General features: G+C 66.9%; 19 protein-coding genes and 1 pseudogene. 11 read left to right on the forward strand and 9 right to left on the reverse strand.

All coding sequences use genetic code 11. From position 1 onward, the window contains the following. Window positions 1-7: 7 nt before the first annotated feature. Both dnaN and dnaA read right to left on the reverse strand, forming a co-directional pair. Window positions 8-1,192 (reverse strand): DNA polymerase III subunit beta, encoded by a 1,185-nt coding sequence (gene dnaN / locus ACWFRB_RS05255; protein WP_077043344.1) that lies wholly within the window; start codon window positions 1,190-1,192, stop codon window positions 8-10. A 744-nt stretch (window positions 1,193-1,936) separates the two neighbouring features. Then, the gene (gene dnaA, locus ACWFRB_RS05260; protein WP_452639344.1) at window positions 1,937-3,517 is read right to left on the reverse strand and encodes a chromosomal replication initiator protein DnaA; all 1,581 of its coding nucleotides are present in this window, start codon (window positions 3,515-3,517) and stop codon (window positions 1,937-1,939) included. Window positions 3,518-4,109: 592 nt separating this feature from the next. Between dnaA and rpmH the strand changes: the two genes are divergently transcribed. Genes rpmH through ACWFRB_RS05285 form a run of 5 tightly spaced genes read left to right on the forward strand, consistent with a single transcriptional unit; the run spans window position 4,110 to window position 6,700 of the window. Continuing rightward, window positions 4,110-4,253, forward strand: a complete 144-nt coding sequence (gene rpmH / locus ACWFRB_RS05265) for a 50S ribosomal protein L34 (RefSeq protein ID WP_072754329.1) — start codon at window positions 4,110-4,112, stop codon at window positions 4,251-4,253. A gap of 21 nt (window positions 4,254-4,274) precedes the next feature. Continuing rightward, window positions 4,275-4,652, forward strand: a complete 378-nt coding sequence (rnpA, locus tag ACWFRB_RS05270) for a ribonuclease P protein component (RefSeq protein ID WP_077039933.1) — start codon at window positions 4,275-4,277, stop codon at window positions 4,650-4,652. Then, entirely contained in the window at window positions 4,649-5,026 is a 378-nt protein-coding gene (gene yidD / locus ACWFRB_RS05275; protein WP_452639345.1) for a membrane protein insertion efficiency factor YidD, read from the forward strand. The genes rnpA and yidD overlap by 4 nt, the downstream gene beginning before the upstream one ends. 4 nt (window positions 5,027-5,030) lie before the next feature. Further along, on the forward strand, window positions 5,031-6,113 hold the full coding sequence (gene yidC / locus ACWFRB_RS05280) for a membrane protein insertase YidC (RefSeq protein WP_452639346.1): 1,083 nt from the start codon (window positions 5,031-5,033) through the stop codon (window positions 6,111-6,113). Between the two features lie 20 nt (window positions 6,114-6,133). Then, window positions 6,134-6,700 carry a Jag family protein gene (locus tag ACWFRB_RS05285; RefSeq protein ID WP_452639348.1) on the forward strand — a complete coding sequence of 189 codons (567 nt, stop codon included), beginning with the start codon at window positions 6,134-6,136 and terminating at the stop codon, window positions 6,698-6,700. Between the two features lie 106 nt (window positions 6,701-6,806). Here ACWFRB_RS05285 and ACWFRB_RS05290 read toward each other — a convergent pair whose 3' ends face one another. Both ACWFRB_RS05290 and ACWFRB_RS05295 read right to left on the reverse strand, forming a co-directional pair. Continuing rightward, window positions 6,807-7,220 carry a hypothetical protein gene (locus ACWFRB_RS05290; protein ID WP_452639349.1) on the reverse strand — a complete coding sequence of 138 codons (414 nt, stop codon included), beginning with the start codon at window positions 7,218-7,220 and terminating at the stop codon, window positions 6,807-6,809. Window positions 7,221-9,568: 2,348 nt separating this feature from the next. Then, complete coding sequence (locus tag ACWFRB_RS05295; protein ID WP_452639351.1) at window positions 9,569-9,706, reverse strand: hypothetical protein; 138 nt, start codon at window positions 9,704-9,706, stop codon at window positions 9,569-9,571. A gap of 364 nt (window positions 9,707-10,070) precedes the next feature. On the opposite strand from ACWFRB_RS05295, the gene rsmG reads away from it, so the two are divergent. From rsmG to ACWFRB_RS05315, 4 genes are all read left to right on the forward strand, one after another. After that, complete coding sequence (rsmG, locus tag ACWFRB_RS05300; RefSeq protein ID WP_452639352.1) at window positions 10,071-10,742, forward strand: 16S rRNA (guanine(527)-N(7))-methyltransferase RsmG; 672 nt, start codon at window positions 10,071-10,073, stop codon at window positions 10,740-10,742. Between the two features lie 67 nt (window positions 10,743-10,809). Beyond that, window positions 10,810-11,814: a ParA family protein gene (locus ACWFRB_RS05305; protein WP_452639354.1), complete on the forward strand. Its 1,005-nt coding sequence runs from the start codon at window positions 10,810-10,812 to the stop codon at window positions 11,812-11,814. Continuing rightward, window positions 11,811-12,941, forward strand: a complete 1,131-nt coding sequence (locus tag ACWFRB_RS05310; RefSeq protein ID WP_452639356.1) for a ParB/RepB/Spo0J family partition protein — start codon at window positions 11,811-11,813, stop codon at window positions 12,939-12,941. The genes ACWFRB_RS05305 and ACWFRB_RS05310 overlap by 4 nt, the downstream gene beginning before the upstream one ends. A 234-nt stretch (window positions 12,942-13,175) precedes the next feature. Then, entirely contained in the window at window positions 13,176-13,853 is a 678-nt protein-coding gene (locus tag ACWFRB_RS05315) for a GNAT family N-acetyltransferase (RefSeq protein ID WP_452639357.1), read from the forward strand. A gap of 68 nt (window positions 13,854-13,921) precedes the next feature. Here the strand turns inward: ACWFRB_RS05315 and ACWFRB_RS05320 are convergent. Further along, window positions 13,922-14,282 (reverse strand): annotated as a pseudogene (locus ACWFRB_RS05320) (IS481 family transposase); the annotation flags it as partial. A gap of 291 nt (window positions 14,283-14,573) precedes the next feature. Between ACWFRB_RS05320 and ACWFRB_RS05325 the strand changes: the two are divergent. After that, window positions 14,574-14,921, forward strand: a complete 348-nt coding sequence (locus ACWFRB_RS05325; RefSeq protein ID WP_452639359.1) for a DUF6355 family natural product biosynthesis protein — start codon at window positions 14,574-14,576, stop codon at window positions 14,919-14,921. 298 nt (window positions 14,922-15,219) lie between these two features. Here the strand turns inward: ACWFRB_RS05325 and ACWFRB_RS05330 are convergent, their stop codons facing one another. The 4 genes from ACWFRB_RS05330 to ACWFRB_RS05345 form a co-directional block, all read right to left on the reverse strand. Further along, on the reverse strand, window positions 15,220-16,419 hold the full coding sequence (locus ACWFRB_RS05330; RefSeq protein WP_452639360.1) for an N-acetylmuramoyl-L-alanine amidase: 1,200 nt from the start codon (window positions 16,417-16,419) through the stop codon (window positions 15,220-15,222). A gap of 118 nt (window positions 16,420-16,537) precedes the next feature. Further along, window positions 16,538-16,861 carry a thioredoxin gene (gene trxA / locus ACWFRB_RS05335; protein ID WP_072753054.1) on the reverse strand — a complete coding sequence of 108 codons (324 nt, stop codon included), beginning with the start codon at window positions 16,859-16,861 and terminating at the stop codon, window positions 16,538-16,540. Window positions 16,862-16,926: 65 nt separating this feature from the next. Further along, a complete protein-coding gene (trxB, locus tag ACWFRB_RS05340) occupies window positions 16,927-17,916 on the reverse strand; it encodes a thioredoxin-disulfide reductase (protein ID WP_452639362.1) in 990 nt (329 codons plus the stop codon). Between the two features lie 44 nt (window positions 17,917-17,960). Then, window positions 17,961-18,581: a TetR/AcrR family transcriptional regulator gene (locus tag ACWFRB_RS05345; protein ID WP_452639414.1), complete on the reverse strand. Its 621-nt coding sequence runs from the start codon at window positions 18,579-18,581 to the stop codon at window positions 17,961-17,963. 280 nt (window positions 18,582-18,861) lie between these two features. Between ACWFRB_RS05345 and ACWFRB_RS05350 the strand changes: the two genes are divergently transcribed. Then, on the forward strand, window positions 18,862-19,155 hold the full coding sequence (locus tag ACWFRB_RS05350) for a hypothetical protein (protein ID WP_452639364.1): 294 nt from the start codon (window positions 18,862-18,864) through the stop codon (window positions 19,153-19,155). Window position 19,156: the final 1 nt, after the last annotated feature.

Raw genomic sequence — 19,156 nt, forward strand, 5'->3', positions numbered from 1 at the left:
CCCGGGGTCAGCCGGGCAGGCGAACGGGCATCAACAAGTAGGTGTAGTCGGTTTCGGGTGCCGCGAACGTGCCGGATTCACCCGGCACCGGCTCCTCTTCGGGGGCCGGTCGCAGCACGGCGGGCCTGCTGGGGGTGGTGAACCCGAACGAGACCCGCTCGGTGTGCAGCGAACCGAGTCCGTCGATCAGGTATCCGGGGTTGAAGGCGATGGTGAGGGGTTCGCCCAGGAACTGCGCCTCGAGCGCCTCCTCGGCGCGGCCAGCGTCGTCACCACCGGCGGCGAGCAGCAGCCCGTCCGCGGAGAACTGCATCCGGACCTGGGCACCACGCTCGGCGACGAGGGACACACGCTTGATCGCCTCGACCAGCGGTGTCACCTCGACCGTGGCGATGGCGGTGTGTTCCGTCGGCAATAGCTGGCGGAACTTCGGGAACTCGGCGTCGAGTAGGCGGGTGGTGGTGCGCCTGCCCTCACCGACGATGCCGAGCAGACCCTCGGAACCGACCGAGGAACCGACGCCGAATGCCAGCTCAACGGGCGAACTCGACACTCCACCAAGGGTTTTTGCGGACTCGGAGAGGGTTTTCGCCGGGATCAGCACGGCTGCGGACGTATCGGGGTTTGCCGGGGTCCACTCGATCTGCCGGACCGCAAGACGGAACCTGTCGGTCGCCGCGAGCACCACGTTGGTGCCCTCGATCTCGACTCGGATGCCGGTCAGCATGGGCAGGGTGTCGTCTTTGCCCGCGGCGATCGCGACCTGGCTGATGGCCTCGGAGAACACATCGACGGGCAACGATCCGGTCTGCTGTGGGAGTTCTGGCAGCTGGGGGTAGTCCTCGACGGGCATCGTGGGCAGCGAGAACTTGGCGCTGCCACAGGAAATGAGAACTCGGGTGCCGTCAACGGTGACGTCGACCGGCTTCGCGGGCAGCGAGCGGGTGATGTCTGCGAGCAGCTTTCCGGAAACCAGGGATTTTCCTGGAACGGAGACCTCGGCGGAGATCCGTACCTGCGCGGAAACTTCGTAGTCGAATCCGGAGATCGTCAGGCCCTGATCGTCGGCCGCGATCAGGACACCACCGAGAACCGGTACCGGAGGCCTGGACGGAAGGCTGCGCGCCACCCATGCGACGGAATCCGCGAAATCCTCCCGAGCGACACGAAACTTCATACTTCCAAGCTCCATCGCTCGGCTGATCCTCTCCGTAGGCATGGATATCTGCGGATGCCAGCAGTGTGACACGGCAGAAGCACACCGTATGCCCTTCGCGGCGAAGTTGAAAGCCGAAAGCCGCGCCGGAACCGGGCCCGGCCGGCCTGTTCGGTCGGGTGTGAGCAGTCGTGGTCCACAGGACCTGTTTTCAAAGAGCGAATTACAAGTAGAGATCAGCAGTAGTAATAGGCACTGTGGATTCTGTGGACGAAGCGTGTAATCCGCTGGTCCGCCGGTGTGGCGCCGTGGGGATCAGCGCAGGCACGAAACGTGGACAGATCGGGGTCCGCTGTGGATGAGAATTTGTTGTTCACGACTCGGTCCCGCTTCATCCACAGGTTCACGGGGTTGTCCACATGTTTGTCCACAGGTGTGAGTAGTTTTCGTGAAGATCACAAATATCGGCGAGTCGCGGACTCGGCGGGTGCGCGAACGTGGCAACGGGAAGTGTCGATCGCACCGAGTCGGGTGAATTACCGGTTGGGTGGAGGGCTGTCATTCCGGTGACGACACGGAGTTGCCCAGGTGACACGGAGCCGGCGATAAAGGTGTGGGGCGTGCGACCCCCTGCGGCGCACGCCCCACCTATAACGATGGTCGTCATCGTGGGGGCGGGACGCACGCGTAGTGCACTACCTGTTCCGCGGCCGGACTACCTGCTGGTGCCGCGCGGGTAGTCCGGTTCCGCACGTGGCGGGATCGCGTCAGGGATGAGCGTCAGCGCTTGGAACGCTGCTTGACCCGGGCCGTCAGCTCCTGGACCTGGTCGTATACCTTCCGGCGTTCGGTCATCTCCTTGCGGATCTTCTTGTCCGCGTACATCACCGTGGTGTGGTCGCGGCCGAACGTCTGACCGATCTTCGGCAGCGAGAGGTCGGTCAGCTCGCGGCACAGGTACATCGCGATCTGCCGGGCCTGTGCGAGCGGGCGGGCCTTGCCGGGACCGCACAGGTCCTCGATGCTGATGGTGAAGTACTCGGCGGTCACCGCCATGATGGTCGCCGCGTTGATCTCGAGACTCGTCGAATCCGGCATCAGGTCGCGCAGGACCACCTCGGCCAGGGTCAGGTCGAGCGGTTGCCGGTTCAGCGACGCGAACGCGGTGACACGGATGAGCGCGCCCTCGAGTTCGCGGATGTTGCGCTCGATCCGGCTGGCGATCAGCTCGAGGACGTCGTGCGGCACGTCGAGGCGGTCCATCCGGGCCTTCTTGCTGAGGATCGCGATGCGCGTCTCGAGCTCGGGCGGCTGGACATCGGTGATCAGGCCCCACTCGAACCGGGTCCGGAGCCGGTCTTCGAGTGTCGCCAGCTGCTTCGGCGGGCGGTCCGAGGAGACGACGATCTGCTTGTTCGCGTTGTGGAGGGTGTTGAAGGTGTGGAAGAACTCCTCCTGGATACCCTCCTTGCCCTCGATGAACTGGATGTCGTCGACCAGCAGCACGTCGGTCTCGCGGTACCGGCGCTTGAAGGCGACCTTGCGGTCGTCACGGAGGCTGTTGATGAAGTCGTTCGTGAATTCCTCGGTGGAGACGTATTTCACCCGCATCCCGGGGAACAGCCGCTGCGCATAGTGACCGGCGGCGTGCAGCAGGTGGGTCTTGCCCAGACCCGAGGCACCCCAGACGAACAGCGGGTTGTAGGCACGGGCGGGCGCCTCGGCGATGGCGACCGCTGCGGCGTGGGCGAATCGGTTCGACGCGCCGATGACGAAGGTGTCGAAGGTGTACTTCGCGTTGAGGCTGTTGCCGCCGGAGGCGGCTGGGGCGTCGGCGGGCGGCTTGGTGAAGTACGACGGCCACGATTCGTTCACGCTCGCGATCGCCTCGCGGTCCTCGTCGAACTCCTCGTAGTCCAGCGTCTCGGAATCGGACGGCTCGGACTCCGCCGCGCTCAGGCGCCTGCGGCGGAATGTCTGCACGCTGGAGGCGGACGGCTCGCCCGCCACCTCCTCGGCGACCGCGGGCGCGGGGGATGCGGGCGTGGCAGCAGCCGAGTCGACCGGGTCGGCGGACGGGGGCGCGATGCGGACACCGAGTCCCTCGACGCCGGCGGAAATATGCCGGTTGAGCGCCTGCAGGATCGGTTCGCGCAGGTCCCGCTCGATCGCCTCCTGGACGAAGGAAGACGGGACCGACAGCAGAGCGAATCCCTGTGCCAGGGTCAGCGGGCGCACCAATGCCAGCATGGCCTTCTGCGCCTTGGTCAGCTGCGGCCCGCCTTCGGGGGGTTCATCCGACGTCAACTCGGTGAGCACATCCACCCAGACCTGTTCCAGGGTGATTGCTTCCTCGGTCAAGTCGTCCCTCCCCACATCGGTGTGGGAGGGAGTCGCACAGGGCTCACAACGATGTTGGCCGAGCTCTCCCACCCTGGGGATAACTTCCCCGCACAGAGCTACGAATATGCCACCTGATCTGTAATTCCACACAATTATCCACAGATGTGGATAAAGCACAGGGCTGTGAGTAGAGGGCGCCCCCTGCGCGGTTGATCTTGAACTGCACGTACCTCACCTGCGACGATGGCGGCAAGCGGCCGATCCTGTCGTCCGGTCGGGGGTCGGCGTCCGGGTGGATTCACACGATCGCGGGTGTTAGCTGGCTTACATGGCCAGGCCGTGACGGTTGCGAGTCGAGCGGGTGGGTCGGCGGCACACTCGGCGGTCGAACACAAGCATCCTCGGGGGCGTGGCGTGTCCCTGGGCGTCCGGGTTTGACCTTGCGTCCGGCGCTGCGTACCCTCGTACAGTCACCCGAAGTCGAGGTGGCGGTTGCTTGCTGGCCATCTCGGTCTGCTGGGTATCCGCCGGGATTTCGTCGCCGGGGACCACCAATTTTCAGTTACAGATGGCGTCGAACGGCGCCGATTATCTATGAGGAGTGTTCACCGTGGCCAAGGGCAAGCGGACGTTCCAGCCGAACAACCGACGCCGCGCGCGTGTTCACGGCTTCCGTCTCCGTATGCGTACCCGTGCCGGGCGCGCCATCGTTTCTGCGCGTCGCCAAAAGGGCCGCGCTTCCCTCACCGCCTGATCCAGACTTCGGGAGCTCGGGGTGCTACCTGAGCCGCACCGGTTGCGTCGGAAGGCGGACTTCGCGTCCACCGTTCGGCGAGGTCAGCGGGCGGCCCGGCGAGATGTGGTTGTCCACGCTCTCGCCGGGGCGAATGCTGATGCACTGGTGAGTGACCCGGGTCCGCGATTCGGACTGGTGGTAAGCAAGGCTGTCGGGCCGGCGGTGATTCGACATCGAGTCGCACGCCGGCTTCGTCATATCTGTGCGGGCCTCGTGCACGAGATGCCCGAGGGCGTCAACGTGGTGATCCGTGCGCTTCCCGGCGCCGCGACCGCGTCCTCCGCGGACCTGGACCGGCAGCTGAGGTCCGGTCTTCGGAAACTCAATCTTCTTGTCAGCGTGGGTAATTCGGTATGACCGAAGCTTCTGGTGGCCCCCCGTCCTGGTGGACGGCGGCGCGGCGTGCCCCCGCGCGAACACTCATCTTCGTCATCGAGCTCTATCGCAGCTATGTGTCGCCCCTGCGCCTGCCGACCTGCCGGTTCACCCCCACCTGCAGCGAGTACGCCGTCGACGCCCTGCGTGAGCGCGGAGTCGTGATCGGCCTCGGACTGACCACGGTGCGCCTTCTCAAATGCGCGCCCTGGCACCCTGGAGGCTGGGATCCCGTTCCGCCGCGCAGGACCCGTCGTGAGGAAACCCTTGCGACCGTCGGAGCCGCGCGATCCGGTAGAGATACTGGCAAGCAACCCCACTGTCTGATCGAAGTGGACGAACAGAGGAGTACATAGAGCCGTGCTCGACTTCATCTACTATCCGGTGTCCGGGATCCTGTGGGTCTGGCACAAGGTGTTCGGCGCGATCCCGTTCCTGGGGCCGAACAGCGGCATCACGTGGGCGCTGTCCGTCATGTTCCTCGTGTTCACGCTGCGTGCCATCCTGTACAAGCCCTTCGTCAAGCAGGTTCGCACCACCCGCCAGATGCAGGAGCTGCAGCCGCAGATCAAGGCGCTGCAGAAGAAGTACTCCAAGGATCGCCAGCGGATGGCGCTGGAGATGCAGAAGCTGCAGAAGGAACACGGCTTCAACCCGATCATGGGTTGCCTCCCGGTGCTGCTGCAGGCCCCGGTGTTCATCGGTCTGTTCCACGTGCTCCGCTCCTTCAACCGCACCGGCACCGGTTACGGGCAGCTCGGCCTGTCTGTCGAGGACAACGCCAACACCGCGAACTACTTCTTCAGCCCGGCCGACGTCCAGTCGTTCCTCGAGGCACGACTGTTCGGCGCCCCGATCTCGGTGGCGATCACCACTCCCCAGGCCCAGCTCGAGACGTTTGGTCAGTACGGCACCGTCCCGACCGTGCTGAACATCGCGGCCGTCGCGATCCCCCTGATGGTCATCGCGTCCATCGCCACGCACTTCAACTCGCGCGCCTCGGTTGCCCGGCAGAGTGAGGCGGCCGCGGCCAACCCGCAGTCCGCGATCATGAACAAGCTTGCGCTGTGGGTCTTCCCGCTCGGTGTGCTCGTCGGTGGTCCGTTCCTGATGATCGCCATCCTGCTGTACTGGGTGGCCAACAACATCTGGACCTACGCGCAGCAGCACCTCGTCTTCCGTCGCATCGATGCGGAGGAAGAGGAGAAGAAGAAGGCCGCGCTCGAACGTCGCGCCGACAACGCACCGAAGCCCGGCGCACGACCGGACCAGGCGAAGAAGCGTAAGGCCGCGCCCGTGGCCGAGTCCTCCCCCGAAACCGAGCCGGCAGATGAGGCCGATGCGGGTAGCGGTACCGCCGCGGCCCCCGGCCAGGCCCCGAAGCCGGGGGCGCGCCCGCAAGGTAATCGCGGCAAGACCTCCAAGCCCAAGCGCAAGCGCTGATTCAAGGAAAGTAGACGACGATGGCGAATGATCCGGAAATCGGACAGGACGGGGTAGACGAGGTCGTGTCGGATGTGGTGGTCGAGACCGAGACCGAGGTCGTGGAGTCGGAAGCAGTCGATGCCGAGGACGAGCTGATCGAGGAGGGCGAGATCGCGGGCGACTACCTCGAGCAGCTGCTCGATGTCCTCGACTTCGATGGCGACATCGATCTCGACGTCGAGGGTGACCGCGCGATGGTCAGCATCGACGGCGGTGACGACTTGTCGAAGCTGGTGGGGCGCAAGGGCGAGGTCCTCGACGCCCTGCAGGAACTGACCCGCCTGGCCGTGCAGCAGGTGACCGGCGAGCGTAGCCGGCTGATGCTCGACATCGCGGGCTGGCGTGCGGGCCGTCGCACCGAGCTCAGTGAGATCGGCGTTGCGGCGGCGAAGCGGGTGCTGGAGTCGGGCGAGCCGGAGTCGCTGTCGCCGATGACCCCGTTCGAGCGCAAGATCGTGCACGACGCCATCGCCAAGATCGACGGCGTCTCCAGCGAGAGCGAGGGCGCCGAGCCCTCGCGCCGCGTGGTCGTTCTCAAGGATTGATCGGTCCGCATCGATGGATGCGGCCTGAAGATGGTGGGCCCCCGCTTCCGAGCGGGGGCCCACCATCGTTTCCGGCCTCCAGGTGCGGCCTGAGCGCCCGAATCCCCTAGGGTGCCACCGGATCATCATCCGGGACGGCGGGCGGCATACCGGCCCCGTAGGGATCGAGGATCGCGGCGACCTGCCTCCCCCACCGCTCGTGCGCGGACTGGCGCGTCATCCCCGTCGCGCGCCCGATGGTGGCCCACGTCGCCCCGCTGCGCCGCAGGCTCATGACCGTCTCGACCGAATCGATTCCGGCGCCCAGCTGGATGCGGAGGCAGACGAGTTGCCACGCGAGCTGCCGCTCGGTGGGGATGTCGGTCCCCTCCTCCGCCAGCCACTCGTCGGATCCCGGAAGTGGACCGGTCCCCACGATGAGGTCGGCCTGGCGACCGGCCTCCAGGATGCCTGCTGCGACCACCGCCTCGGAGGCGACCCTCACGTCCGCCGTGACCGCCCTGTCGATGAGATCGCTCATTCGTGTTCCGCCTTCCCCAGTAGGTCCGTGTTGTCAGGTGAATCCTGACATCGATGGAAGGAGTCTGTCAAGCTTTACCTGACACCGATGTCGGTCTCGTGCGTGTCCCCTGTCGTCGGCCAACCGGAGGTGGGCGATGGTCGGCATGCACGGTCGAATTTCGGGTTCCCATCCCACGTCTCGGCCACCACGGCCCTTTCGTCACACTGACGAATCTCCTCAACAGTGCCTGCGTCTGTCGCTTCTCCCCGTTGGACATCCCGGACCCGTTCGGTGCTGAACCCGATCCTCGGCGTCGGGTCCTCCCGGTGGTGCGGCGGCGGTGTCGTGCCGTGCGCGCGGGTACATCCTTCGCCCCTCGATGCGGCGGACGGTGGTCTGGTCATTCGGTCTTGCCGACCCCGCATGTTCGAGGTGTCGCAAGTTATCCACACTCGGTGGATCAATCTGTTGGTGGATTGCGTTCCCCGTGGTCCAGGGCGTGCCGCGGATCGGCTGCGCGGCGATGAGATGGCCGGCGCAGGGTCCATTCCGTGCCTCGAGCGCGCCGTGTTCCGTGGCCGGACCGCCGGCCGTTTCACGTGAAACGCGGAGGTGCCCGATCGGGTTTCGGCGCTCACACCGCGCGTCGGTTCTGCTGCGGACCCCTCCCCTCCCCCACCGGGAGGTGGCGCCTGGCCCCCGGTGTCGGGCCCGCCGCCGGGCGGAGCAGTTCTCTCGGTCGGACGCCCGTAGGACCGGGGATCGCCCGGGATGCGTTCCATCGCCCGCCGCGGGAACCACTCCCCTCCCCCGCGATGCGGGACAGCTGTGTCGTTCGCGGTGCCGAACGGGCGCACCCGATCGCAGCCGACCGTGGGCGCAGTGACTCTGGCCTCGTCCGGGACCGGTCGGGATGGGAATCCTCGTCCGCCTCACCCGTCGATGCGGAGCGTGTCCGATCGCAAGGCGAGGATCGCGCGACCGAAGGGGGGGGTTCGAGGGCGGCGGAGCCCCGTCGGTCGCGGACAGAATGCGGGCACCGGGAATCATCCCCAGCAGTTGTCCCCCCGCGGCGCCGTTGCGCCGTGAATGGAACACGACTGCCCGCGATCGTTCCCGACACGGCGCGGAGTCGGTGATCGGGTTCCGGGCGAGATGTCGATTCCGTGGAGACCCGGCTGCGTATGGATCGGATTCACGTGAAACATCGAGGTCGAGCCCGCGAGCCAGTTGGCGCCGGAGGCGGGCGTCGAACGCGGACGCGGCCTGCCGTGGCCCGCCACGCCACGAAGCGAGATGGGCTCCCCACCGCGGCTCTGCACCGTAGATGCCATCGCGCTCGCGGTCGCCTCGGTCGGGAACCCTCCGGACTGCTGTGACACCGGCCGCGGCGGGCGTCGACGCGGAGCGGTCCGCCGCGGGCATCGCCCTCGGTGGAGGGTCGGGTCGAGCGAACTTCGCACGGGCGTCCCGCGCTGGGATGTCGCTGACCCGGTACCCGTCGTGTTGTGGATGTTTCACGTGAATCCCTCCGTCCCGAATCGGATGGGAAACTGGCCGCCAGGGCGGGCAACGACGAGCGATCCGTTCGCACGGTGGCGACTGTCGATTGTCGAGTCGATCCGACCACGAGTGCGCGGAGGTCGTGCGGCGGCACGTGCTCGCCGACAACAGACCTCGGCGACGGCGAGCGGCCATCAACCGCCGATGTGATCGCGGTCGTGCGCGCCCAGGGTGGCGGATCGGGTCGAACGCAGAATCGGGAGCTGCGGGGACGTTCGCGGTGACCCAAAGCAGCGGTGTCCCAGCCCTCGGCCCCGACGCGGTCGATCTGATGTTTCACGTGAATCCCAGCACGGCCGGCGTACCCCTGGTGTTCAGCACCGGGACTGCTCGGTTCTGGACGCACGGATTCGCCCCAGGGAGTCCTCCGGGCCCGGCAGGATAGTCAGACCCCCGGCGGAAAGTGACGGGCGCTGCTGAACACGGGCAGGCGAACAAATGGCTAGGAACCGGCAGCACCGGAGGTCGTGTTTCGCGGGTGCCCGCGTCGAGTGACGTGGCACCCGGGTACTCGGATGTTTCACGTGAATCCGCCGAAGGCAGGAACCTTCCCCGGTGGAGGGGCGAAGGACCGTACTGCTCCACCCGATTCGGGCGGACCCGCAGCACCGGGTTGTTCGCGCAATGCCCGGCGTGTGCCCGGCGGGGGCGATCTCCGGATTCACGTGAAACATTCGAACGGGTCCAGCGGAGTGGAACGGAAGACGCGATACGCCCTCGCTTCCCCAGCCCGCCCGACACCATCGTCGGGATGCGACCCGCGGATCGCATTCGCTGCGTCGAACCGCGAATCGGTTCGACGATCAGGGCGTCCCCGCCTCGGTTCCGTGCTCGACCGCCGGGTATCGCGCGGTCGAGACGCCGTGCCCGTCCGTTACCCGACGCCGGCCACCCGCCGACGCGGAACCCGATTCCGGGTCGGTGTCAGGTTCGTCGGTCATGCGAGGGATCGGGAAGCCTCGTGGCTGCCGTGTCGGCGTCGATCCCGTCGGGGCGAGATGACGGCGGGTGCGTGATCGTCGGCGGGTGGGCCCGGGTGCCCCTCCCCTCCCCCGGTCTCCGGATAGGGGCGATCGTCGTTCGCTTCCCTGCAAGCCCCGCCCGGGGTTGCCGTGCGCCCGTCGGTGGTTCCGGTCCGGGGCGCCCCTGGGCCGCCGCCCGAATCCCCATTCGGCGCACCGCCACGATCCAGGCTGATCCGAATGAGGCACCTTCACTTCCGGCGGCGCGTGAACCGGCCTTCGCGCCCGATGCGGTGCAGAATCACACCGTCAGGGTTTGGGGAATTGCGGGCGTCACGGGAGGATGTTTCACGTGGAACACATCGAGTCCGAGGACCTGCCCGACGCCGCTCGCACGCTCTTCGGAGACCGCCTCGAACTCGCCGAGAAGTATCGTCTTTCGCTCGCGACCGATGGCGTAGAGCGCGGCCTGATCGGACCGCGGGAGGTCCCCCGGCTGTGGGAGCGACACCTGCTCAACTGTGCGGTGATCGGCGAGCTGATCGAGGAGGGTGAGTCGGTGGTGGATGTCGGCAGCGGCGCCGGACTCCCCGGTATCCCCCTCGCTATTGCGCGCCCCGATCTCAAGGTCACCCTCGTCGAGCCGCTCCTGCGACGATCGGTCTATCTTGCCGAGTTCGCCGAATCGGTCGGGCTGGACATCCTCGTCGTGCGCGGACGCGCGGAGCAGCCGGGCGTGATCAAGGAGGTTGGGGGCGCCGATGTCGTCACCTCGCGCGCGGTCGCACCCCTGGAGAAGCTTGCGCGGTGGTCGATTCCGTTGATTCACGAGGGTGGTCGGATGCTCGCCATGAAGGGTTCCAGTGCGGCCGAGGAGATTTCCCGGGATCGCGCTTCCCTAACCCGCATCGGTGCTGGCAAGCTAGAGATCGTCGAGTGCGGTGTCGACCTTCTTCCCACTCCGACCACTGTGGTTCGGGCGGAGCGAGTCTCCCGGCGATCTCATCGCCGATGACAGAGTCACCGTGCGCTCGTGTGCGAATGCGACGATCTAGCAGGCAAGTCCAGTGAAGGAGCAATCTATGTCGGGTGGACCCGAATCAACTGTTTCACGTGAAACAGATCACGACGCCTCGAGTTCCACCACCGACAACACAGAGAACCCGTATTCGGCCCCCGCCGCCGCGTACGCCGGCATCTCCTCGCTGGACACCCCGATCGGTGCCGCAGCGCAACGGGCCAGCCAGGTTCTGCACCCACACACGGTGACCCTCCCCCGGCCGAAGACTCGTCGGATGCTCACCATCGCGAACCAGAAGGGTGGGGTCGGCAAGACCACCTCGGCGGTGAACCTGGCCTCGGCCCTGGCCGTGCAGGGGCTGCGGGTTCTCGTCGTCGACCTCGACCCGCAGGGCAACGCCAGCACCGCGCTGGGCGTACCGCACCACTCGGGCACCCCGTCGAGCTATGAGCTGCTGATCGGTGAGGTCACCGCCGCCGAGGCCATCCAGCAGAGCCCGCACCACGAGGGCCTGTTCTGCATCCCCGCAACGATCGATCTAGCGGGCGCCGAGATCGAACTGGTCTCCATGGTCGCGCGCGAGGGCCGGTTGAAGAATGCGCTCTCTGAGAAGGCGCTCGCAGCCATCGATGCCGACTTCATCCTGATCGACTGCCCGCCCTCGCTCGGGCTGCTGACGGTCAACGCCCTCGTGGCTGCGAACGAGGTCCTGATCCCCATCCAGTGCGAGTACTACGCACTCGAGGGTGTCGGACAGCTGCTCCGCAACATCGAGCTGGTGCAGTCCCATCTGAACCCCGATCTGCACGTGTCGACCGTGCTGCTGACCATGTACGACGGCCGCACCAAGCTGGCGGATCAGGTCGCGGAGGAGGTGCGCAGGCACTTCGGTGACAGGGTCCTGCGCGCCGTCATCCCACGCAGCGTGAAGGTGTCGGAGGCGCCCGGATTCGGGATGACCGTCCTCGACTACGACCCGGGTTCGCGGGGCGCAATGAGCTATCTCGATGCCGGGCGGGAACTCGCAGCCCGGACCGCAACGATCAACTCGCAGGAGCAGCAGTGAGCCAGAGAAGCAAGGGCGGACTCGGGCGGGGCCTCGCCGCGCTGATTCCCACCGGTCCGGAGGCGGGACCGCGCCTCGGAAGCGCCGCCGCCGATGTCATCATCGGCAACGCGACCGCGCCGATCGCGGTGAAGCCGACGCCGGTCGTCGAGGCACCGGAGGCCCCGGAGGCGCCCGAGGTGCCGGTGAAGGAGGAGGCCCCGGCGAAGCAGGAGAAGTCGGAGCCGGCCACCGTGACGGCGCCGGCCACCGATGCGGCGGTCACGCCGCCGGTCGACGGCGCGGAGGTGGCGGACGGACCCGACCTCTCCCCCGTCGGTGCTGTGTACCGCGAGATCGCCGCTGCCCAGATCGAACCGAACCCCCAGCAGCCCCGCCACGTCTTCGACGAGGAAGCCCTCGGCGAACTCGTCCACTCGATCCGCGAGTTCGGCCTGATGCAGCCCATCGTGGTCCGCCGGGTCGCCGCCGACCGCTACCAGCTCGTCATGGGCGAACGCCGGTGGCGGGCCAGCCAGGAGGCCGGGCTCGAGCGGATCCCCGCCATCGTGCGGGAGACGAACGACGGGTCGATGCTCCGCGACGCGCTGCTGGAGAACATCCACCGGGTGCAGCTGAACCCGCTCGAGGAGGCCGCTGCCTATCAGCAGCTCCTCGAGGAGTTCAATGTCACCCACGACGAGCTGGCCACCCGGATCGGTCGCTCTCGCCCCGTGGTGACGAACATGATCCGGCTCCTGAAGCTGCCGATTCCCGTGCAGCGCCGCGTCGCCGCCGGGGTGCTCTCGGCCGGCCACGCCCGGGCGTTGCTGTCGCTCGAGTCGGGTCCGGAGGCGCAGGAACAGCTGGCCGCCCGGATCGTGGCGGAGGGCCTGTCGGTGCGTGCCACCGAGGAGGCCGTCACCCTCGCGAACCGGGAGGGCGAGCCGGTGCCGGCGCCCGCCGCCAAGCGCAAGCCGATTCAGATGCCCGGTCTCCAGGACGTCGCGGAACGGCTCTCCTCCTCTTTCGACACCCGTGTGACGGTGAGCCTGGGCAAGCGGAAGGGCAAGATCGTCGTCGAATTCGGCTCGGTGGAGGACCTCCAGCGGATCGTCGACATGATGGAGTCCCAGACGCCCGGATAGGTCGGATTCTCCGGGTACAGACACCCGCGGTCGATACGTCACTGTGACAGTACGGTCGCCGGGCCGCGGGTGTCTGACTCCGGATCCATCGAAATCCCTTGCATACAAGTAGCTTTCGGATCTGGTTCAGTGAACGGCGCCGGCCGGACGCGGATCGCCTATCCTGGATGTCAGAGAACGTGTCACGCGGGGGCTCACAGCCTCCGCAGTAGGTGTTTTGGAGGCGGAGTCAGGGTGTCGATGCGCATCAGCCCGCTCACCCTCGACGGTTTCGATCAACTCCCCCGTCATTCCCGGCGGTGCGTCTTCTGGGAGATGGACCCGGCCGCCGTTCGCAGCTCCCGCGACTTCTCCGATCCCGAGTTCGAGAAGGAAGCATGGCTGTCGATGGTCATGCTGGAGTGGGGATCCTGCGGTCAGGTCGCCACCCTCGACGGGACCCCCGCCGGCTGCGCGCTCTACTCGCCGCCCGGTGTGGTGCCGCGTGCCAAGCTCTTCCCCACCTCCCCCGTCAGCCCGGACGCGGTCCTGCTGACGACGATGAGGCTCGAACCGGCAGCAGAGCTGGACGGGGTGGGCCCGAGTCTCATCCAGGCCGTGGTGGGCGATCTGGTGCGCCGTGGCGTGCGTGCCCTCGAGGCCTTCGGGATCCGCGATGTGCAGGACGATCCGGTGGCCGGACGGCGCGGCCAGGAATGCACCCCTGCCGATTGCATGATCGATGCCGAGTTCCTCACCGACATGGGATTCGAAGTGGTTGCCGCGCATCATCGGTACCCGCGAATGCGGTTGGAACTGGACAGGGATCACGGGTGGAAGGCTGACGTGGAGTCGGCGTTGGAACGGCTGCTCGCCGTGGCGTCGCTGACGATGACCGACATGGAACAGAAGTCGACCGTCGGGGTTCTCTGAGCGCGTCGCCGACGAATGGTGGCGGCGGGCTCCCTGGATGAATTCCCCGGGATGTTTTGGACGCGAACGCGGTTGAAGCGTTCGACCTTACCGTTGGTTTCCGGCCGACATGGGCGGGTCCGTATGTGGGCGACTTCGCCGAGCACAACAGCGAAATCCTGTGACCGGTTGCAGGTTCCGTTGTCGGCAAGAACCCGTTTGTCGGTGATCTGGGGGTCGAAGGTGTTGGCGTGGTGCCAGTAAGCGGCGGCGGCCTCTTTGCATTCGTCGCTGAGGATTTCGGAACAGGCAAGGCGGGAATGGTCGTCGACGGTGTGGCGCCATAGACGTACCCCATCCCGGTCCGGTTCTTGCGACTTTCGCGGCTGCCAAGATTGCGGTGCCCGCCGCCGTCGGGATGCGGCCGAGTCTCTTGATACCGACTTGCACCTGAGGCGGTCGTGTGCGTGTCGATGAGGGTTTGCCGGAGGACGGGGAGCCTGGTGGCCTGGAGGAATGGAGGGTCCGGCAAAGTCGAATTTCAGCAGACCAAGAGTTAGGTCGATGGGTCTGTGATGACCGTGGCCGTGATTCCGGAGAGCCGCGATGTTGATCTTGTGATCGGAGCTCATTTGGACTACCGTCCAATTGGTCTGGACAGGCGTCCAGATTGCGTTCCTGCCACGGAAAGTCCCGGCAAGAGGACGTAGAGAATGTCACTGACAGTGGGGGTTGATTTATATGTCGGTATTGAAGTCTCGCTCGCTCAAGCGTGCCGCAGTGATGGCGGTTGCGGCGGCGAGTATTGGCGGTGGACTTGCGGTCACGACGCCGAGCGTGGCCGCTGCCCAGGGGAGCAGCGAGACGCCCGTCGCTGGTATCCAGTGCGGCTATTACACGAAGGTGGAGTTCGGCACCGTCTACGCCTACTACCGCACGTGTGATTTGATCGGTCACAGGATCAACGTCGACCTCGCGATCTGGCAGGACGAGCAGCGCTGCGTAGGGTCGAATGCGATTGTGGGTCTCGGCAGCGTGGGAAATGGCCCAGGAGCCGTCCGAAATGCGTGGAAAATCGGGAACTGCTAGTCACATCTCGTAGCTGAAGATTGACCCGCGGCCTGTGTTCGCCAATTGGTGGCGTAGGTCGCGGGGTCTCTCGTATGAGCATTGAGTGGAACCCCATCGAACTGACGGAACGTGTCATCGTGGCCGACGAGATCCGGGTGACATCGCCTGAATCAGCGACTTCTCGTCCACGCACAGCCTGTCGCGTACCGGATGCCGAGATCTTCGGCCAGAAGTGGCGAACTCCATTGCATGACAACGTATTTCTTCCGTGGAGGTGTCGCTCGCATGGCCTATCTGAAGGCTTCAGGCGCGCCGCCTAGGCTTGGTCGGCCTTCGAGAGCTCCTCGGCCAGCAGTTCGGCGAAGGTGAACGTGCCGGTGGGCTGATCGTCCTGCCCGAGCAGGTAGAGGCGCTTCACTGCGATCAGGATGGACTCGGCGATGATGTCACGGTTGCGCGGATTGGCGAGCACGCCGACATCGGATTCGTTTGTGAGATAACCGATGTCGACCTGCACGGTCGGCATGTTGGTCAGCCGCAACAGATCCCAGGTGCGACCGTGGGTCCGGCAGTCCTGCAGCGAGGTCCTGGCAACGATCTCGCGCTGGATGAAGCTGGAGAGAACCTGTCCGATCCGCGAGGTGGCACCGTGCGAGTTCCCGAAGTGGAAGCTGGCCACGCCATTTGCGTGCGGGCTGGTGCTGGCCGAGCACCGCAGCGAGATCATCAGGTCCGCCTCGAACGTGTTGGACGTCTCGGCGCGCTGGGCGGGCGACGGGTTCTGGTCGTGCGCGCGGGACAGGAATGTCTCCATGCCGGTCGCCGCCATCCGGCCCTCGAGCCGGCTGGCCAGGTCCCAGAGGATGTCGGACTCGGTGATCGGACCGAACGCCGAGTCGAGCACGATGCCGGTCTCGCCGCCGCCGAGGTCGGGGTCGATCACGATGCGCTTGCCGCTGAGCTGCGGGCCGGAGCGGCGGACCAGCTCCTCCTCGGTGATGGCGTGCGGCGAGCCGCCCGTGACCCGGGTGCCGAGCAGATCGAGCGACCGCAGCGTCTGCGGGCCGCAGATGCCGTCGGAGGCGATGCCGATCTCACGCTGGAACGACGACAGACCCTCGTGGGTCTGCGGGCCGAAGTAGCCGTCGACGCGGCCCGGGTAGAAGCCGAGGTCCTGCAGCTTGGTCTGCAGCGCCGCCACGTCGTCGCCGTACAGGGGCGCGGACAGCTGGTAGATCAGCGTGCGAGCGCCGAGCCGGTACGAGGCCTCCTTGAGCGACCGGTAGGTCGCGGTGCCGACCACCCCGTCGACCAGCAGGCCACGCTGCTGCTGGAAGGCCCGCACGGCGCTGTCGAGGTGGTGGTCGAACACCGCGTCGGGGGCGATCCACTGCGAACCGTTGATCGCCTCACGCGAGGTGACGGACACCCCGTTGTGCAGGAAGCCGAGCGTGGAAAGGGTGCCTCGAACCTCAGCAACGGCGGGACCGTGGTCGCCGTGACGGAGTCGATGCATTCTTCCCGGCCCTTTCGTCAGTTCCTGACGGCGCACCGAGGCGCCGCGCGTCGCACGTGTCGATCGATTGTCGCAGAAGCCCCCGAGAAACAGTCAATCTCGGGGGCTGCGATGTGACCTAGAGGACGTCGGACAGGTCCTTGAGCAGGGCGGCCTTGCCCTTGGCTCCGACGATCTGCTTCACCGGCTTGCCGCCCTGGAACAGGATCATCGTGGGGATCGACATGACCTGGAAATCGCGCGCGGCGGCCGGGTTCGCGTCGATGTCGAGCTTGGCGACGGTGAGCTTGTCACCGTGCTCGCCCGCGATCTCCTCGAGGACGGGGGCGACCATCTTGCAGGGGCCGCACCAGGTCGCCCAGAAGTCGACGAGGACCGGCTTCTCGGAATCGAGGACGTCCTGCTTGAAGGAGTCGTCGGTGATGGTGATCGTGTTGGACATTGTCTGTCTCCTCGGGTGGCTGGTCGGGGTGTGCGGGCGGTCAGGCCTCGCGGACTACTCGGGACTCACGCCTCGACGGCGACCGGCTCGCCGGCTGCCTCGAGGGTGTTCGCGGTGATGTCGCCGCGCTCGGCGAGCCAGCGCTCGGCGTCGATCGCCGCGGAGGCGCCGGTGCCGGCCGCGGTGATGGCCTGGCGGTAGGTGTGGTCGACCAGGTCGCCTGCCGCGAAGACACCCTCGAGCGAGGTCGCCGTGGTCGGGGACTGCACGCGGACGTAGCCCTCGTCGTCGATGTCGACCTGGCCCTTGACCAGCTCGCTGCGCGGGTCGTGACCGATCGCGACGAACAGGCCGGTCACGGGCAGCGTCGACTGTTCGCCGGTGACGGTGTCGCGGACGACCAGGCCGGTGACGCTGTTCTCGCCGACGACCTCGACCGGCTCGGCGTTGGTGACGAAGCGGATCTTCTCGTTGGCCTTGGCGCGCTCGAGCATGATGCGGGAGGCGCGGAACTCCTCGCGTCGGTGCACCAGGGTGACCGAGCGGGCGAACCGGGTCAGGAAGGTGGCCTCCTCCATCGCGGAGTCGCCGCCGCCGACGACCACGATGTCCTGGTCCTTGAAGAAGAAGCCGTCGCAGGTCGCGCAGGCGCTGACGCCGCGGCCGAGCAGCCGCTCCTCCCCCTCGATGCCGAGGTAGCGGGCCGCGGCGCCCATCGCGAGGACGACCGCGTGTGCGTAGTAGGTCTCGCCGTTCGCGACGACCTTCTTGACCGGACCGGCCAGATCGATCTCGTCGACGTCCTCGGTGCGGATGTCCGCGCCGAAGCGCTTGGCCTGCTCACGCATCTCGTCCATCAGGTCCGGGCCCATGATGCCCTCGCGGAAGCCTGGGAAGTTCTCCACCTCGGTGGTGGTCATCAGGGCGCCACCGAACTGGGTGCCCTCGAAGAGAAGGGGTTCGAGCTCCGCTCGAGCGGCGTAGACACCTGCCGTGTATCCGGCGGGTCCGGAGCCGACGATGATGAGGTCGCGGACGGAGGTCGGAGTAGTCATGCGGGCCTTCCGAGGTAGTGGACGTTATGTGCGTCAACAACAGCCTAAGGGGTGTTGTTCCCGCTGTTCGTGGGTACGCCGCGGGCGGCGGCACGCTCGACGTACGGCGCTATCAGTTCCTCCGTGCGCTGACGGACGGCGGCCACGTCGGCGCCCTTCTCCAGCTGACGGGTCGCGGCATGCACCACCGCGTTGATCAGGTCCGCCATGGCGGCGGGGTCCTGCGCACCGAGTTCGGCGAGGGCGGCGGCCAGCGGGGCGATCAGCTGCCGGTGCATCGCGGCGCTGGACTCCGCGATCACATCACGGGGCGCGATCGAGGCGATTGCGGCGGCGATGGCGTGTTCGCCGTCCGCTACCAGATCGAGGTTCGCGCGCACATAGGCGAGCACCCGCCGGTCCGGGGCACCTGCCTCGGCCATCGCGGCCTCGACCCGCTCCGACCAGCGCGGGAAGGCGTCCTCGATCAGGGCGGTGAGCAGGTGCTGACGGGACCGGAAGTATTGGTACATGCTCGAGCGGGCCAGCCCGGCCCTGGCGGCGACCTCGGCAAACCCGGGGATCTCGGTTGCTCCCTCGGCGAGCACGGCCCGGGCGGCGTCGAGCAGCGCCCGCTCCTGAGCCTCCCGGTGTTCGGCGACGGTGGGCGCGGTGATCCGGGGCAACGGGTCTCCCTTCGCCCTGTGCGTCCGCTGCTGCGGGCCGTACATCAGCCGGTCACGATCTACGCCGGACATCGTAATCGTGCCGCCCCTCGGGCATGCGCCGACCGGCGACCCGGCCGCCCGCCGTCGCCTCCATGTCCGCGCCCGCCCGCCGACGTCGCGTCGATTTCCACCCTGTGACCTCTGTACAGAAGCCCCTGTTCGGGCGCATCCTGATCGTGAAGCCCGCTCGTAGGGTCATCGGAGGTCCGTCATTCCTTTCCACACCGCAGCTCGCGCAGTGCTCGTCTCCATCGCCGCGATCGTTCTCACCGCCGGCAGCGCCGGGGCGGAGGCGGTGGCGTCTGTGTCCGGCACCGAGCAGGCCCCGTCGACGCCCGCTCCCACCACCACCGAGCAGGCACCGGGGACTGCCACTCGGTACGTGAGCAACCCCCCTGACAACGCCGGCGATCAGGCCTACTGCAACCTGCAGGCCGACCGGGCGAACGCCATGGCCGCCAGCGATCCGACGAGTGCGAAGTGGATCGTCGAGTCCGCCAACTCCAACGGTTGCAAGATCGTCGAGGCCTGAC

Source organism: Rhodococcus sp. NPDC055112 (assembly GCF_053607505.1).

Excerpts from the sequence above, each read along its gene's own strand:
- dnaN (WP_077043344.1), bottom strand. The coding sequence starts at position 1,192 with ATGGAGCTTGGAAGTATGAAGTTTCGTGTCGCTCGGGAGGATTTCGCG.
- yidD (WP_452639345.1), top strand. The coding sequence starts at position 4,649 with ATGACCGAAGCTTCTGGTGGCCCCCCGTCCTGGTGGACGGCGGCGCGG.
- ACWFRB_RS05285 (WP_452639348.1), top strand. The coding sequence starts at position 6,134 with ATGGCGAATGATCCGGAAATCGGACAGGACGGGGTAGACGAGGTCGTG.
- ACWFRB_RS05290 (WP_452639349.1), bottom strand. The coding sequence starts at position 7,220 with ATGAGCGATCTCATCGACAGGGCGGTCACGGCGGACGTGAGGGTCGCC.
- ACWFRB_RS05295 (WP_452639351.1), bottom strand. The coding sequence starts at position 9,706 with ATGACCGACGAACCTGACACCGACCCGGAATCGGGTTCCGCGTCGGCG.
- rsmG (WP_452639352.1), top strand. The coding sequence starts at position 10,071 with ATGTTTCACGTGGAACACATCGAGTCCGAGGACCTGCCCGACGCCGCT.
- ACWFRB_RS05305 (WP_452639354.1), top strand. The coding sequence starts at position 10,810 with ATGTCGGGTGGACCCGAATCAACTGTTTCACGTGAAACAGATCACGAC.
- ACWFRB_RS05325 (WP_452639359.1), top strand. The coding sequence starts at position 14,574 with ATGTCGGTATTGAAGTCTCGCTCGCTCAAGCGTGCCGCAGTGATGGCG.
- ACWFRB_RS05330 (WP_452639360.1), bottom strand. The coding sequence starts at position 16,419 with ATGCATCGACTCCGTCACGGCGACCACGGTCCCGCCGTTGCTGAGGTT.
- trxA (WP_072753054.1), bottom strand. The coding sequence starts at position 16,861 with ATGTCCAACACGATCACCATCACCGACGACTCCTTCAAGCAGGACGTC.
- trxB (WP_452639362.1), bottom strand. The coding sequence starts at position 17,916 with ATGACTACTCCGACCTCCGTCCGCGACCTCATCATCGTCGGCTCCGGA.